Genomic DNA, 14,026 nt, shown 5'->3' with positions numbered 1-14,026 from the left:
TAAGCGTCGCGCCATCGGCGTTAGCGTAATGTAAAGAAGCTGACAGGGAGGTGAATACGAGTCACGTCAAGCATGAGCGAACCTGTCACCCGGGAGTCCTCATCGCGGCCGCTCGTGGTGCTGCGTCGAGAAGACCTTGTCCCAGAACGGTGTCGTGACGCCGTACGAACCTTCGATGCCGGGCATGTGGTGGATGGCATGTTCACGCTTGCGGGCGGCGAACCAGGTGCCGGGTCGAGCCCTCCAGTGATGGACGCCATGGTGCACGACCAGATAGGAAAAATAGCCCACCGCCAGTCCCAGCGTAGCAGCCAGCGCGATCCAGCCGCCCAACACCCCGGATAGCGGGAGATAGGCGATCAGCACGAACAGGGCCATGCTGCCCAGCGTGGGCGCGCCGATGAGCGCCATCGGGCGATCATGATGTTCCTGGTGCCATCGCTTGAAGGGCTGCGGACCATGCAGCACGAAGCGGTGAAGAACGTATTCGACCAGGCTCCAGGCGAAGAATCCGATGACCGCGGCGACCGGCATCGCCCACGTAATGGCCGGGGCGCGCCGCAGCAGCACGATCAGTCCCGCGGCGAGCGCCACGGGATAAAGTACGAAGTCAGCGTAGTACGACAAAGCGCTTTGTTCGAGTGAAGCTCTTTTCATGTGAACTCCAGCGCCAGGCGCCACAGCCGCCCCCGGAACAACAACGGCGTGCCGCGTGACAGAACCTACAATGGGAGCTTATTCAATTGCCTCCCGCGGGTAAAGCCATATTGGACCCCGGTGCTGTATCAAACGATAAAAACCCTACTGCAACGCGGCATCCGCCGGACGCGACGGCCGCCGGGTCACCCGTTCTCGAACTGCGCCGGCCGCCATTTGAGCAGCCTGCCCTCGATTATCGTCAGGATGTAGTCGGCGAGGAACGCCATGATGCCCAGCACGATCATGGCGGCGAAGACGCCGCTGGCATTGAACGCCCCCTGAGCCGTGGCGATCAGCAGCCCAATACCCACGCGTGCCCCCAGAAATTCGCCCACCACGGCCCCGACCAGCGCGAAACCAAAGCTGACATGCAGGCTGGCAAGGATCCAGCTCAAGGCCGAAGGAATCACTACCTGTGTAGTGACCTGACGCTTGGAGGCACCCAGGATCTGAGCGTTGGCGATCATGTAGCGGTCCGCTTCGCGTACGCCCTGGAAGGCATTGCCAAATACCACGAAGAACACCATGACCACGGCCAGCGCGACCTTGGACGCGATCCCCAGGCCCAGCGCAATCACGAAAACCGATCCGAGGACGACGCGCGGAATAGAGTTGGCCACCTTGATGTACACGCTGAAGATGTCGGCCAGGAACTGGTTGCGTCCCAGAAGGATCCCGCAGATGATGCCGGCGATCCCGCCGATGAAGAACCCGATCAGCGTTTCTTCCAGCGTGACGGCAAGCTGCAGCCACAACGGGCCCTGCGACGTGCCATCGGCCCACCAGTCGTAGATCTGTTTGGCGATCAGCGACGGCTTGGAATAGAAGAACGGATCGATCCAGTGCAGGGTCGCCGCCAGCTCCCAGCCAGCCAGGATCAGGATCAGAATGGCGAACCGCCAAAAGATCACCAAACGCTGGCGATTGCGCATCTGGTGCTGCGCCACGGCCTCGGCCTTCTGCAGGGACTCCCGCACATCGTCGGGCAGGCGGTTGTCCGCATCGTGAGTATCAATCGGCATGTCCATGACGTTCCTCTCCTTCAATCGATCTTCACTTCAGCGCGCAGATCGTCCCAGATCGAACGCGCATAGGTGATGAACCTGTCCTCGTAGCGCACGCCGGGCATGACCCGGGGACGTGGCAGTTCAATGTCATAGATCTTCTTGACCGTGGCGGGACGGGATGTCAGGACAATCACTTTGTCCGCGAGGGCGATGGCCTCCTCCAGGTCGTGCGTGACGAACACGACGGAACTGCCGCTTTCAGCCCAGAGCTGCAGCAGTTCATCCTGCATCACCGTCCGGGTCTGCATGTCCAGCGCGCTGAACGGTTCGTCCATGAGCAGGATTTCAGGACTGTTGACGAAGGTCTGCGCCAGCGACACACGCTTGCGCATCCCGCCGGAGAGCTGATGCGAATAGTGCTGCTCGAAACCCCCCAGCCCCACGCGATGCAGCCAGGCGCCGGCCATCTCGCGGGCACGGGCCGGCTTCTGGCCCCGGAACAGCGGCCCGGCCGACACGTTGTCGATGACATTGCGCCACGGGAAGATGGCGTCGTTCTGAAACACGAAGCCGATGCGTGGGTCGATCCCATCGACCGGCTGCCCCATGACCCGGACACGGCCGGTCGTGGGCTTCAACAACCCCGTGATCAGACTCAGGGTCGTGGATTTCCCGCAGCCTGTGGGGCCGACCACTGCACAGAACTGGCCGCGCTCGACCGTCATGCTGAAATCCTGCAGGGCGAGCGTCGCCTTGCCGTCCGCCGAAATGAAGCGGCAACTGACGTGATCCAGCTCGATGGCTGGCGTTGAAGAATCGTCTGCCATGGTGCACCTGCTATCTGGCCGCGTCCACGAACGCCGTGGTATAGGTCTTGGACAAATCGATGTGCGCGGCCTTGACCTGCGGCTTGAAAGTGGACAGCACCTGCAGCACTATGTCCGGCCCGCCCTTGGGCATGCGGCCATCGGCCGTAAAGGATGGCAGGGACGCCTCCAGCGCCTTCACGTACAGAGCCTTGTCGCCGCCGTAGTAGTCCTTGGGCATCTGATCCGCGATCTGCTCCGCACTGTGCGTATGCATGTACTTCATGGTCTTCACGAATGCATTGACCAGTTTCTGCACTTCGTCATGGTGGCTCTCGACCCAGGCGTTCGGCATATACAGGCTGGCGGCCGGATACAGGCCTCCCAGCACCTTCGCGGTGGGCTCAGGATGGCGCATGTCGACCAGGACTTTACCCTGGCCGCTGGCCACCAGCTGGGTGGCCGCCGGATCGGTCGTCATGCCGGCGTCGATGCGGTTGTTCTGGATCGATGCAATGAAGGTATTGCCGCCTCCCACCGGCAGGATGGTGTAGTCGCCATGCTTCAAGCCCGCTTTGAAAGCCATGTACTGGGTCAGGAAGTCGGTCGAGGATCCAAGCCCCGTGACCCCCAGCGTCTTGCCCTTGAAATCGGCGGGGGTCTTGATCGTTTCAGAGGCCTTGGCCGAGACAATTTCCACTTCGCCCGGGACCTGGGCAAACTGCACCACGGATTCCACATTCTTGCCCTTGGACTGCAAGTCGATCGAGTGGTCATAGAACCCGACCACGCCCTGCACCGCTCCAGCCAGCATTTCGTTTTCAGCATTCACGCCGGCGGGTTCGGACAGCAGCTTCACATCCAGGCCCTCATCCTTGAAATAGCCGAGGTTCTCCGTCAGCTTGGCCGGCAGGTAGACGATCTTGCCGATCCCGCCCACCATCAGGGTGATCGGATCATCCTTGGCCTGGGCTGTACCCAGGGAACATGCGGCCAATGCGGCAGCGACAGCGCTCATCTTCAAAACATGGGAAATCGTTCTCATCAAAGTCTCCTGGTTCACTGCGACGGCTCCATGCTAGGGTTGCCCGCCTTTCATCCGGCTTTCGCCGCGTGCCCGAAATCCTACGGAATAACCCTAGCCCCGCAACGCCGCAATTGCGGAAGGCTGCATCCGCTTGCTAACGTGCTGGGCATGAGACTGCTGCTCGTGGAAGACAACGTGGACCTGTCCGGGTGGCTGGCGACCATCCTGCAAAAGGAGGGCTTCGCGCTGGACTGCGTTCACGACGCGGAAGCCGCCAACATGCTGCTGGCCGGCGGCCAGTACGATGCCGTGCTGCTGGACCTGAAGCTGCCGCACGCCAGCGGGCAAAGCGTGCTGCGCCGCTTGCGCCGCCGCCAGGACCAGACGCCCGTGATGGTGACTACCGCCAGCGACTCGCTTGACATGAAAGTGGAATGCTTGGAAACCGGCGCTGACGACTACATGGTCAAGCCTTTCGAGATCCGCGAGCTCGTCGCCCGCATCAAGGCCCTAATCCGGCGCCGCAGCGGCAGCGCGACACCGGCCATCACTTGCGCCGATCTGACCTACGACACCAACACACGGCGATTCGTCCTGGCCGGCGAGCCGTTGCCCTTGCCTCCGCGCGAACACAGCCTGCTGGAAGCGCTGCTGATGAATCAGGGGCACACGCTGAGCAAGGCCAGCCTGATGCAAAGCGTCTTCGGGCTGGACGCCGAGGCCAGCGAAGACGCGCTCGAGATCTACGTGCACCGGCTGCGCCGCAAGCTGCATGCGTCCCAGGCGGCCATCGTCACGCTGCGCGGCCTGGGCTATCTGCTGACCCGGCGCCAGCCGGCATGAACAGCCTGCGCATCCGGCTGGCGCTGTGGGTGCTGCTGCCCCTGGCGATCGCGTTGTCGTCCAGCATGTGGTTCACCTACCTGAACAGCCTGCACGATGCCCAGGTACGCCAGGATCACCGGCTCTGGATGTCGGCCGAGGTCATCGCGACCCACATCCAGTGGGACGACAACCACCAACTCGAAGCCTCCATCCCGCCGGTGGCGCTGGAACTGCTGGCCTCGCCCTACCACGACCAGGCGTATTTCTCGGTACGGACCGAAGACGGCCGCCTACTCGCGGGTTGGCCCGATCTGGCCACCGCGCAAGTTGCCGCGCCAGCCCCGGCGGCGCCCCAGACCGGCCAGGATGCGACTTATCACGACCAGAAGATCCGCGTCTTTGGCACGACGCGCAGTCTGTTCGATTCGGGGCGCTCGTCCCATGTGGAAATCCTGGTGGGCCAGACCGGTCTGGAGCTGGCGGCCGATGCCCGGTCGCGCTGGTGGCCGAACGCGCTGCGCGAAGGTGGGATGCTGGTCCTGGTCATGATCCTGATGCTGCTTGGGCTGCATCACGAACTGCGGCCACTGGCCGCGCTGCGCAACGCCATCTGGAGCCGCGAGCACGCCGACCTGCAGCCGATCCGGCTGAATGACCTGCCCCTGGAACTACGCCCGGTGGTGGACACCATCAACCAGTACGCAGCGCGGCTGCAGCGGCAGATCGACTCCCGGCGCCGCTTCATCGAAGACGCGGCGCATCAGTTGCGCACTCCCATGGCGCTGTTGAGCACCCAATTGCATTACGCCTCCGGCCTGGCGGACACCCCCGAGCTGCGACGGGCCATGGCCGCACTGAGCCAAAGCCGCAAGCACATCACCCAACTGGTGAACCAGTTGCTGAGCCTGTCACAGGCCGAGAACATGAAAGCCAATCCCGGCGCGCGCACGCCGGTGGCCCTGGATCCGCTGGTGCACGAGGTCATGGAATCGCTGGCGCCACTGGCCGCGGGGCACAATGTGGAGCTGGGGATGGGCCCCTCGGACCGCGGACTGACGCTGCTTGCTCATCGGCCGGCGCTACGCGCCGTGCTGTTCAACCTGCTGGACAACGCCATCCGCTACACGCCCCCGGGCGGGACCGCAACGGTCTCTCTGACACGGCGAAACGCGCACGGCATGATGCTGGAGGTGGAAGACACCGGACCGGGAATCCCGCCGGAATTGCGCGGCCGCGTGTTCGAACGCTTCAATCGCGGCAATACCCAGGTGCCCGGTGGAACCGGACTGGGGCTGGCCATCGTGCGCGAAGCCGCGCTCGCCTGCGGCGGCGAGGTCAGGCTGCATAGCGCCCGCAACGGAACCGGGCTGCGGGTCCAGGTGGATTTCGACGCTACCACCTGACGAAAAACAGCACCCAGCTCCAGACGAATGGCGCCAGCCCCGCCGCGACAAACGCCACCGCCATCGAACGACGCCACACGCTGGGCGTGCGCAGCCCCGCCAGCCGCCACTGAAACCGCAGACTCCAGGCCAACGCAAGCGTGAGCAAGCTGAACCGGACCGGGTTGGCCCAGCCGGTGGAAACGCCCTCGTGCTGCAGCAGAGTGAGCGTAGTGGCCGACAGCCCCAGAAACACCCCGGCGCCAGCGGCCGGGATCAGTCCCTGGGCCAGCTTGTGCACGCCCTCGAGGGGACTGCGCAGCAGGCTGCCGCCGGCGTCGCGCACGCCCGGCCTCATCAGGGCTGGCAACACCCGGTCCGCCAACCACAGCCCGATAAAGATTGAGCCGCCGACGAGGACTGCGGCCGCCGCGATGAACATCAGGATCACCGCCCCGTCCAGCCAGCTGAAACTGTCATTCACCTGCGGATAATGCGTCAGGATGAACCACGGCGCGTTGTCAGCCAGCGGCCAGTAGATGTCGCGGTCCACGAGCCAGGTGGCAATGGTCTGCTTGATGGTGACATACCACGGACTTGCGCTCCACAGGAACGCACCCACGGCAAGCCCCATCAGGCCAAAGACGATGAGCGCCGTCTGCCAGCCATTGCCGCCCGAGACGTGGATGATCTCGACCTCGGGTGAACGCGGCGAGAGCGCTATCGCACCGCGATAATCGCTGCACCGTCCGCACATATGGCATTCGGCGGCGCCCTCCATGTTGCGCAACGGCAGCAGAGGCGCACAGTTGATGGATTCCGTGCGCCGGACGGGGGCGCGCCAGGCCTGGGCATCGACGCGGTAATACCACGGCGACAATTTGGCAAGCAGATTGAAAACACCGTTGACCGGGCACAGATACTTGCACCAGACGCGTTTGTTCTTGCCGTACAGCCAGCCGACGATCATCGCGGCCACGGTCGATCCGCCCAGTACCGCCGCCACGGCCCATGGGTACTGATAGACGCTGACGAGCTGGCCGTAAACCGTCGTCAGGCTGAAGGCCACGAAGGGCCAGCCGCCCCAGCGCATCCAGCGCGGAATGGCGCCGCCTCGCCCATGACGGCTGGCCCATTCGGTCAACGCGCCTTCGGGGCAGAACAGCCCGCACCAGGCCCGACCGAACAAAGGAATCGACACAAGCACGAACGGCCACCAGACGCCCCAAAATGCGAACTGCGCCACGATGGTGAGGTTATTGAATACCGAAGCGGTGCGGTCCGGCAGCGGCATCGCGGCGGGAATCACCAGCAATGCACCGTACACCGCCACGATGACCCACTGCATGCGCCGGATCGCGCGCTGATGGTCCCGCAAAAAGTCGCCTGCACGCGCGACGCGGGTCCGAAACGGAGTGGCGTCCCTCATGATTCCAATCATTCAGAAATCCGCGACGATACCAATGGAGGGATTACGCCGCTGACGCACGACCGCGGCCGGCGGACACCGCGGGCGCGGCACCCGACGAGCGGCGCAACAGCCAGAGGACGACCCCCCAGTACGCCAGCCAGAGGAGCAACTGGGACAGCGCGGGAGTCGCCCGATAACCCGCGAAATCCGCCAGGATCTTGCCCGGACCCTGCTCAGTATCCAACAACCATGAGCTATCCCAGACCGGGTCCATCAAGGCGGGCAGCACGCCCAGGGAAATCAGGCGATCGGTAGCCGACACCAGCAGAGCACTTGCCAACAAGAGCAGCAGCACTTCCGTCATGCGAAAGAATCGCCGCCAGGTGATGATGCGGCCGCCCAACTGCAACAGCCAGAAGGTCAGCAGGGCCACGGCAAAACCACCGAGCCCCGCCAGCATCATGGCCGCCACGCTGCCCGCATCGTTGGAAGAAAGCACGGTACCGTACAGAAATACGACGGTTTCACTCCCTTCGCGGGCCACGGCGATCATGACCAGCACCAGCAGCCCCCACCAGTGCTGCCGATGGACCTGATCGGACGCCCCCGCCTCCAGATCGCGCTTCAGCCCACGGCCATGCCGGCGCATCCAGACAACCATCTGGACCACCAGTGCGCAGGCCGCCAGTGCCATCAGGGTCTGGAACCATTCCTGGCCTGTATCGCTCAGCCAGGAGGCCACCCCCAGCAGGACCAGTGCCAGCGCACCGGCGAGCAGCAGGCCCGCGCCCATACCGCCCCACAGCCACGGCAGCCCGCGACGACCGTCTGGAGTTGCGCGCAGCCACGCATACAGAATGCCCACCACCAGCAGGGCTTCGATACTTTCACGCCAGACGATGAAGGCAACTTGATCCATGAAACACTCGACAAGAAGGCCAAAAGCCCTGGAATTACCGGGGGAGCACGACCAGCGTGCCCTTCACCTGTGGATGGAAATCATCGAAGAACGGATATTCCCCCGGCCGCGACAGGGACAGCACCACGAACGAGGTCACCCCCGGGCCCAACACTTTTTCCTTGCGTAGAGGCAGGCTCTCGAACTCCACAGCCTCCGTGCTTTCGTTGACCAGCACGATCTTGAAGCGCCCGGCGGGAACCTCCAGGCGCGCCGGGTCGAACGTACCGTCCGCCTTGAAGGTCAGCGTGTAGGTCGGCGTATCCGCATGGGCCGCGGACCACGGCGCCAGCCCGGCCGCCAGAAGCAGGAATATCACACTCAGCCAGCCGCGCATCTCAGTACCCGCCCTTCTTGCCGGTGCCGGCATAGACGAATTCGTATTTCACCTCGAACGGCTTGAACCATGGAGCCACTCCCGTTTCCTTGTCCACATGACGGCCGAAATGGTTGTTCGGCGCCGTTTCGGGAGAACCGATCGTGAACGTGACCTCGTATTTGCCCGGACCTTCGAGCTTGACGTTGTCGCCGTAGTGCGGCCCATCGTTGGCCACCATGGGCATGAGATCACCCTTCAGGACCTTGCCGCCGCCCTTCTTCTGCAAGGCATACTGGATATTCAGGTAAGGCGCCCACGCCCCTTCGGGCAGGCCGTTCTTGTTGTCGGCCGTCGCATGGATATCGGCTTCGAGGTGGATGTCGCTGTCCTTGGCTGCAGGCATCATGCCGGCCGGTTCCATCTCGATCGGCTGCAGATACACGGCTGCCACTTCCAGCCCGTGAATATCCTGCGGCTGGCCAATGGGATACTCCGCCGCGAAGGCGGACGAGGCCAAGCCGACACCAGCAAGCGCAACGAGCAGCGGGCGAATCATGAACGATCTCCAGATCAGTAAGAAGAATGATTCGCGTTACTATACACCCACTCGACTCCACCCCGCGAGACCAACGCGAGCGGAGAAGCCGTAGCCTCCCCGCTCGTCCCGCCTCGGTCGATCCGTCACGATCATTGGCAAGCCTGGTGTCGAGACCCCCACACCGTGCATGCATGCACCCTAGCCGTCCGTCTAGCGGACGGGCTTCCCTCACTTTTTCGGTTTGGCGCTTTCGGTGGCCTGCCCTGAAAAGGGAAATCCGGCGAACATGGTGCGGGTCTGATCCTGCATCTGGTCCTGCATCTGCACGAATAGGTTGCGGCTTTGCTCGATGTAGCTGTTCATCATGTTCTGCAGCGCCGGAGTCTGCACGTTCATGAGTTGCGCCCATGCCTCGGGCCCGAAATGCTGCTTGTACAGGCCCTGCGATTGCTCGCTCATGCGGTCCTGGATGTCCATCAACACCTGAATGTTCTTTTCAAGGAAGGTGCCCATCACGCCCTGCATGGCGTGGCCGTAGAACCGGATGATCTGCGCCAGCGCATTGGCCGAGAACATGGGTACCCCACCGGTTTCTTCTTCGAGAATGATCTGGAGCAGAATGCTGCGCGTCAGGTCTTCTCCGCTTTTGGCGTCGAGGACCTGAAAGTCCGCGTTATCGAGCACCAGCCGCTTGATGTCCGCCAGCGTGATGTAGGCGCTGGACTGCGTGTCATAAAGCCGCCGGTTGGGATATTTCTTGATCAGTCGCCGAGTCTGTTGTGTAGGTGTAGTCTGCCGCGTCATCATTCAACCCATGTGCAAGCCGCCGTTGAGCGAGAAATCCGCGCCCGTTGCAAAACCCGCGTCGTCCGAGGCCAGCCAGGCGACGATGGAGCCGATTTCCTCGGGGGTGCCCAGGCGTTTCACCGGAATGGTGGCAACGATCTTTTCCAGGACATCGGGCCGGATGGAGCGGACCATTTCCGTTCCGATATAACCCGGCGATACCGTATTCACAGTCACTCCCTTGCTCGCGACTTCCTGGGCCAGCGCCATGGTGAAGCCGTGGATGCCGGCCTTCGCGGTGGAATAATTGGTCTGCCCGAATTGGCCCTTCTGCCCGTTCACGGAACTGATGTTGATGATGCGCCCCCACTGGCGCTCCACCATGTCATCGATCACCTGCTTGGTGACGTTGAACAGGCTGTTCAGGTTGGTATCGATCACCGAACGCCAGTCTTCCCGGGACATCTTGCGGAAGGTTCCATCGCGCGTGATGCCGGCGTTGTTGACCAGCACGTCGATGGGCCCGAACTGGTTCTTGACTTTGACGAAGGCATCGACCGTGGAGTCCCAGTTCGCGACGTTGCCCACTGAAGCGTTGAACGCGTAGCCCAGTGCAGCCTGCTGTTCCAGCCACTTGATGTGGTCGCGGCTGGGACCGCAGCCCGCAACGACCGTGAAACCTTCCTTGGACAGGCGCTGGCAGATCGAAGTGCCGATCCCTCCCATGCCGCCCGTGACATATGCCAGTTTTCCGCTCATAGACTTCTCCTTTCAGTCCGCTTTCATCGTGACATAGTGCCCCGGAGCGGGCTCCACGACAGGATATTTTCGATTGCCCAACGTGCGTCGCGCCCGCCGCAACGGCCCGGAGCGATCGGCCAGCCAGGCAAGCCAATCGGGCCACCAGCTTCCGGCTTGATGGGAACTGCCCGCCAGCCACACCTGCGGATCGCTGGGGAGTTCATCCGCATCCGCCGCGACCCAGTAACCTCGCCGACCGCGTTCGGGAGGGTTGATGACCCCGGCAATGTGGCCGGATTCACCCAGCACGAAGCGCAGCGGCCCGCCCAGCAACAAAGTGGAGGCATAGGCCGACGTCCAGGGCACGATGTGATCGTCACGCGATGCGTACAAATAAGTGGGCATGTCCAGCGTATGCAAGTCCACCACGCTGCCGCAGACGGGCAGCAAGCCCGATTTCAGGCGGTTTTCCAGGTAGGTGTTGCGAAAATACCAGACGAAGAACGGGCCCGGCAGATTCGTGCCGTCCGCATTCCAGGCCAACAAATCGAAGGCGCGCGGCGGCTGGCCCATCAGGTAGCGGGAATCCACATAATTCCAGACCAGTTCGGAAGGCCGCAGGAACGAGAAGGTCGTGGACAGCTCACGCGCCGTCATGAGACCGCCCGCGCCAAGCTGCTGCTCGCGCGCCCGCGCATGCATTTCATCCACAAAAACGCCGAGCACCCCGGTGTCCTGGAAATCCAGGAACGTGGTGAGCAGCGTCAGGGCCGCGACCGGATCCTCGCCGCGGGCGCGCGCAACCGCCAGCGCGCTGGCCAGCAACGTGCCGCCGACGCAAAACCCCAACGCGTTGATTTGTGGCGCTCGAGTCAGATCCCGCACCACGCGAATGGCCTGCAGCACACCGTCTTCGACATAGTCGTCCCAGGTCTTGCGATCGATCCCGTCGGCATCGCCCGCGCGTGGATTGCGCCAGGAGATCATGAACACCTGGAAGCCCGCCAGCACCGCGTGTAGAACCAGCGAGTTGGCCGGCTGCAGGTCCAATACGTAATACTTGTTGATGCAGGGCGGCACCATCAGCAGCGGCTTCGCGTGGACCTGTGGCGTCTGCGGCTGATACTGGATCACCTGCATGAGCGTGTTTTCGTAGACCACCGCGCCCGGCGTGATCGCCAGATTGCGGCCTGGCTCGAACGCCGATTCATCGGTCTGCGTCATGCGGCCACGCTGCAGATCACGAAGCAGGTTGCCAAACCCCTGTTGCAGCGAATCACCGCCCGTTCGCAGCAGCGCCTGCATGGCCTGCGGATTGGACGCGAGGAAATTGGACGGCGCGCAGGCCTCCACCCACTGCATCACCGAAAACTGCAGCCGGGCGCGGGCCGCCTCCCCGACGTCGGCCGCATCCGCCAAGCGGCGCATGGTGCGCGCCATCAGCAGATAAGCATGCGCGGCGAACAGGGACTGTGGATGCGCGAGCCAGGCCTCGGAGGCAAACCGGCGGTCCTCCGGGACCGGCAGGTCACCGCGCCGCGCCTGATCCACGAGCGACTGCCAGCCGCAAACGAAATCGGATTGAATGGAGGCCAGCAAATCGGGAGCGATGCCGGCAGGCATCAGCCGCTGGGAAGGATTCCGATCACTCACACCGCCCCCTTTGGATCGGCTTGAGCCGACCCCTCATTCGTTATTCATTTTGTCATTCTGGCAAATGGCGTCAATCGGGCAAAGTTGCTAGCCCGAGAGCCGCCATGTGGCTACGCATACTTATACTTTATACCAGCCACGCGAGCGTCGCCTGCCGGCCCGTGCGGGCGTCGCGGCGATAGGAAAAATACCGGTCGGCATTCCGATGCGTGCATTCCCCGCTCAGCTGCGCGCGCGCCACCCCCGCATGGGACAGGCGAAGTCGCGCAAGCCCGGCGAGATCGGCGTGCCAGCGTCCACTGTCGGCCCAGCGCACGAAGCAGCAAGCAGCTTCCGGGTCGGCGCTCACGAAGGCTTCCCGGACTTCTTCGCCGACCTCGAAGGCCGGCTGACCAATTGCAGGGCCCACCCAGGCACGCCACGAACGGGCATCCGGACAGCGCGCCCGCATGGCCGACAACGTATTTTCGAGGACTCCCGCCGCCAATCCCCGCCAGCCTGCGTGAGCCACCCCCAACACACGCCCCGCCTGATCCGCCAGAACGACTGGCAAGCAGTCGGCCGTCATGATGGCCAGCGGGCGGCCCTTTTCGGTGGTGACCGCCGCATCCGCGCGAGGCGGGTTCCCCATGTGCCCGATGTCCCCTCCATCCGCGTCGCAGACCTGCGTCCCATGCACCTGCTCGAGCCACAGAGGCTCCGCGGGCAGCGACTGCCGCAAGCGCGCCCGGTTGGCCCGAACCGCCTCAGGCAAATCCTGGACGTGCGTCCCCAGATTCAGACTGTCCCATGGGGCGAGGCTTGCGCCGCCTATCCGCCAGGTACAGAAATACCGCACCCCCGTCCAGGGTTCTCCCGTCACGCCACGGACATCCGATTGCAGAGAAATCACCGTCATGAGGCGTCCCCCCAGTCGATCCGTTCCCGGACCTGTTCAAAGTCGGCGGCGAGTTCCGTCTCGAAATGCTGCCATTGGCCGTCGCCGGGGTCCTGGAAGCTCAAGGCACGGGCGTGCAGCATCTGGCGCTGTGCCCCCAGGATAGCGCGACCACCGTACAGGCCGTCGCCCAGCAGCGGATGGTGCAGCAAGGCCATGTGGACGCGAATCTGGTGCGTGCGCCCCGTCTCCAGGTGGCAGGCGACTTCAGTGACCACCAGGTTTTCCGCGCGGCCCGAAGCCAGCACCCGGTAATGCGTGATCGCTTGTTTCGGAGCGATGGGGCGATCGGCGCTCATGCGCACCGGGACACGGGCGTCCCGCCCGATAGAGGCGTCCACCGTGCCCTCACCGGCCAACGCTCCTTGAACCAGGGCCCGATACTCGCGCTTCACCGTACGGGCCTGCAATTGCCGCACCAGATGGGTCTGTGCCGTCTCGGTACGGGCAACCACCAGCAGCCCCGAGGTGTCCTTGTCCAGGCGGTGCACGATGCCGGCGCGTGCTACGCGGCTCAGTTCGGGATAGCGGTACAGCAGGCCATTGAGCAAGGTGCCATGCCAGTTGCCCGCGCCCGGATGCGTCACCAGCCCAGCAGGCTTGTTCACGACGATCCATAGCGGGGAATCGGCAACGACCTCGAATTCCACAGGCTCCGGCACGAACGCCAGATCTTCCGGCGCCTGCTGCGGCCAGACCAGGATGTGGGCCCCCGGCCCGACGCGCGTACGGATGCGGCCGGCCTGCCCGTCAACCAGCACGTGGCCGCCCTCTATCCATGCCTGCAGGCGGCTGCGGGAATGCTGCGGCATGAGCCTCGCCAATACCTTGTCCAGCCGGTCCGGCAGGGTGGTCAGTGGCAGATCGAAGCAATCCGGGGCGCTGGACTCTCTGTCCGGGCTGGCGATGTCCGTGTCAGGCATGGCGACTAATCATA

15 protein-coding genes are annotated in these 14,026 nt (G+C 63.6%); 2 read left to right on the top strand and 13 right to left on the bottom strand.

Annotated elements, in window-relative coordinates:
- Positions 1 to 99 precede the first annotated feature (99 nt).
- The 4 genes from ACVCMJ_RS01490 to ACVCMJ_RS01475 all read right to left on the bottom strand — a co-directional run bounded on the left by ACVCMJ_RS01490 (position 100) and on the right by ACVCMJ_RS01475 (position 3,557).
- Positions 100 to 657, bottom strand: coding sequence for a sterol desaturase family protein (locus tag ACVCMJ_RS01490; protein ID WP_447079704.1), 558 nt, complete (start codon positions 655 to 657; stop codon positions 100 to 102).
- 185 nt (positions 658 to 842) lie between these two features.
- Positions 843 to 1,721: an ABC transporter permease gene (locus ACVCMJ_RS01485; protein ID WP_447082635.1), complete on the bottom strand. Its 879-nt coding sequence runs from the start codon at positions 1,719 to 1,721 to the stop codon at positions 843 to 845.
- 20 nt (positions 1,722 to 1,741) lie between these two features.
- The gene (locus ACVCMJ_RS01480; RefSeq protein ID WP_447079703.1) at positions 1,742 to 2,533 is read right to left on the bottom strand and encodes an ABC transporter ATP-binding protein; all 792 of its coding nucleotides are present in this window, start codon (positions 2,531 to 2,533) and stop codon (positions 1,742 to 1,744) included.
- Positions 2,534 to 2,543: 10 nt separating this feature from the next.
- Positions 2,544 to 3,557, bottom strand: coding sequence for an ABC transporter substrate-binding protein (locus ACVCMJ_RS01475; protein ID WP_447079702.1), 1,014 nt, complete (start codon positions 3,555 to 3,557; stop codon positions 2,544 to 2,546).
- A gap of 150 nt (positions 3,558 to 3,707) precedes the next feature.
- On the opposite strand from ACVCMJ_RS01475, the gene ACVCMJ_RS01470 reads away from it, so the two are divergent.
- Both ACVCMJ_RS01470 and ACVCMJ_RS01465 read left to right on the top strand, forming a co-directional pair.
- Entirely contained in the window at positions 3,708 to 4,382 is a 675-nt protein-coding gene (locus ACVCMJ_RS01470) for a response regulator (protein ID WP_447079701.1), read from the top strand.
- Positions 4,379 to 5,767, top strand: a complete 1,389-nt coding sequence (locus tag ACVCMJ_RS01465; RefSeq protein ID WP_447079700.1) for a sensor histidine kinase — start codon at positions 4,379 to 4,381, stop codon at positions 5,765 to 5,767. The genes ACVCMJ_RS01470 and ACVCMJ_RS01465 overlap by 4 nt, the downstream gene beginning before the upstream one ends.
- Here ACVCMJ_RS01465 and ACVCMJ_RS01460 read toward each other — a convergent pair.
- The 9 genes from ACVCMJ_RS01460 to ACVCMJ_RS01420 form a co-directional block, all read right to left on the bottom strand.
- Entirely contained in the window at positions 5,757 to 7,175 is a 1,419-nt protein-coding gene (locus ACVCMJ_RS01460) for a 4Fe-4S binding protein (RefSeq protein WP_447079699.1), read from the bottom strand. The genes ACVCMJ_RS01465 and ACVCMJ_RS01460 overlap by 11 nt on opposite strands.
- A 43-nt stretch (positions 7,176 to 7,218) precedes the next feature.
- Entirely contained in the window at positions 7,219 to 8,076 is an 858-nt protein-coding gene (locus ACVCMJ_RS01455; protein ID WP_447079698.1) for an FTR1 family iron permease, read from the bottom strand.
- 34 nt (positions 8,077 to 8,110) lie between these two features.
- Positions 8,111 to 8,452 (bottom strand): cupredoxin domain-containing protein, encoded by a 342-nt coding sequence (locus ACVCMJ_RS01450; protein WP_447079697.1) that lies wholly within the window; start codon positions 8,450 to 8,452, stop codon positions 8,111 to 8,113.
- Position 8,453: 1 nt separating this feature from the next.
- Positions 8,454 to 8,990, bottom strand: a complete 537-nt coding sequence (locus tag ACVCMJ_RS01445) for an iron transporter (protein WP_447079696.1) — start codon at positions 8,988 to 8,990, stop codon at positions 8,454 to 8,456.
- Between the two features lie 210 nt (positions 8,991 to 9,200).
- On the bottom strand, positions 9,201 to 9,776 hold the full coding sequence (gene phaR / locus ACVCMJ_RS01440; protein ID WP_447082634.1) for a polyhydroxyalkanoate synthesis repressor PhaR: 576 nt from the start codon (positions 9,774 to 9,776) through the stop codon (positions 9,201 to 9,203).
- A gap of 3 nt (positions 9,777 to 9,779) precedes the next feature.
- Entirely contained in the window at positions 9,780 to 10,517 is a 738-nt protein-coding gene (phbB, locus tag ACVCMJ_RS01435) for an acetoacetyl-CoA reductase (RefSeq protein ID WP_447079695.1), read from the bottom strand.
- A gap of 12 nt (positions 10,518 to 10,529) precedes the next feature.
- The gene (phaC, locus tag ACVCMJ_RS01430) at positions 10,530 to 12,122 is read right to left on the bottom strand and encodes a class I poly(R)-hydroxyalkanoic acid synthase (protein ID WP_447082633.1); all 1,593 of its coding nucleotides are present in this window, start codon (positions 12,120 to 12,122) and stop codon (positions 10,530 to 10,532) included.
- A gap of 157 nt (positions 12,123 to 12,279) precedes the next feature.
- The gene (gene pgeF, locus ACVCMJ_RS01425) at positions 12,280 to 13,050 is read right to left on the bottom strand and encodes a peptidoglycan editing factor PgeF (protein WP_447079694.1); all 771 of its coding nucleotides are present in this window, start codon (positions 13,048 to 13,050) and stop codon (positions 12,280 to 12,282) included.
- A complete protein-coding gene (locus ACVCMJ_RS01420; protein WP_447079693.1) occupies positions 13,047 to 14,012 on the bottom strand; it encodes an RluA family pseudouridine synthase in 966 nt (321 codons plus the stop codon). The genes pgeF and ACVCMJ_RS01420 overlap by 4 nt, the downstream gene beginning before the upstream one ends.
- Between the last annotated feature and the right edge of the window lie 14 nt (positions 14,013 to 14,026).

This window comes from Castellaniella sp. UC4447_H14 (genome assembly GCF_052978285.1).
This window is presented reverse-complemented; position numbering and strand designations above follow the sequence as displayed.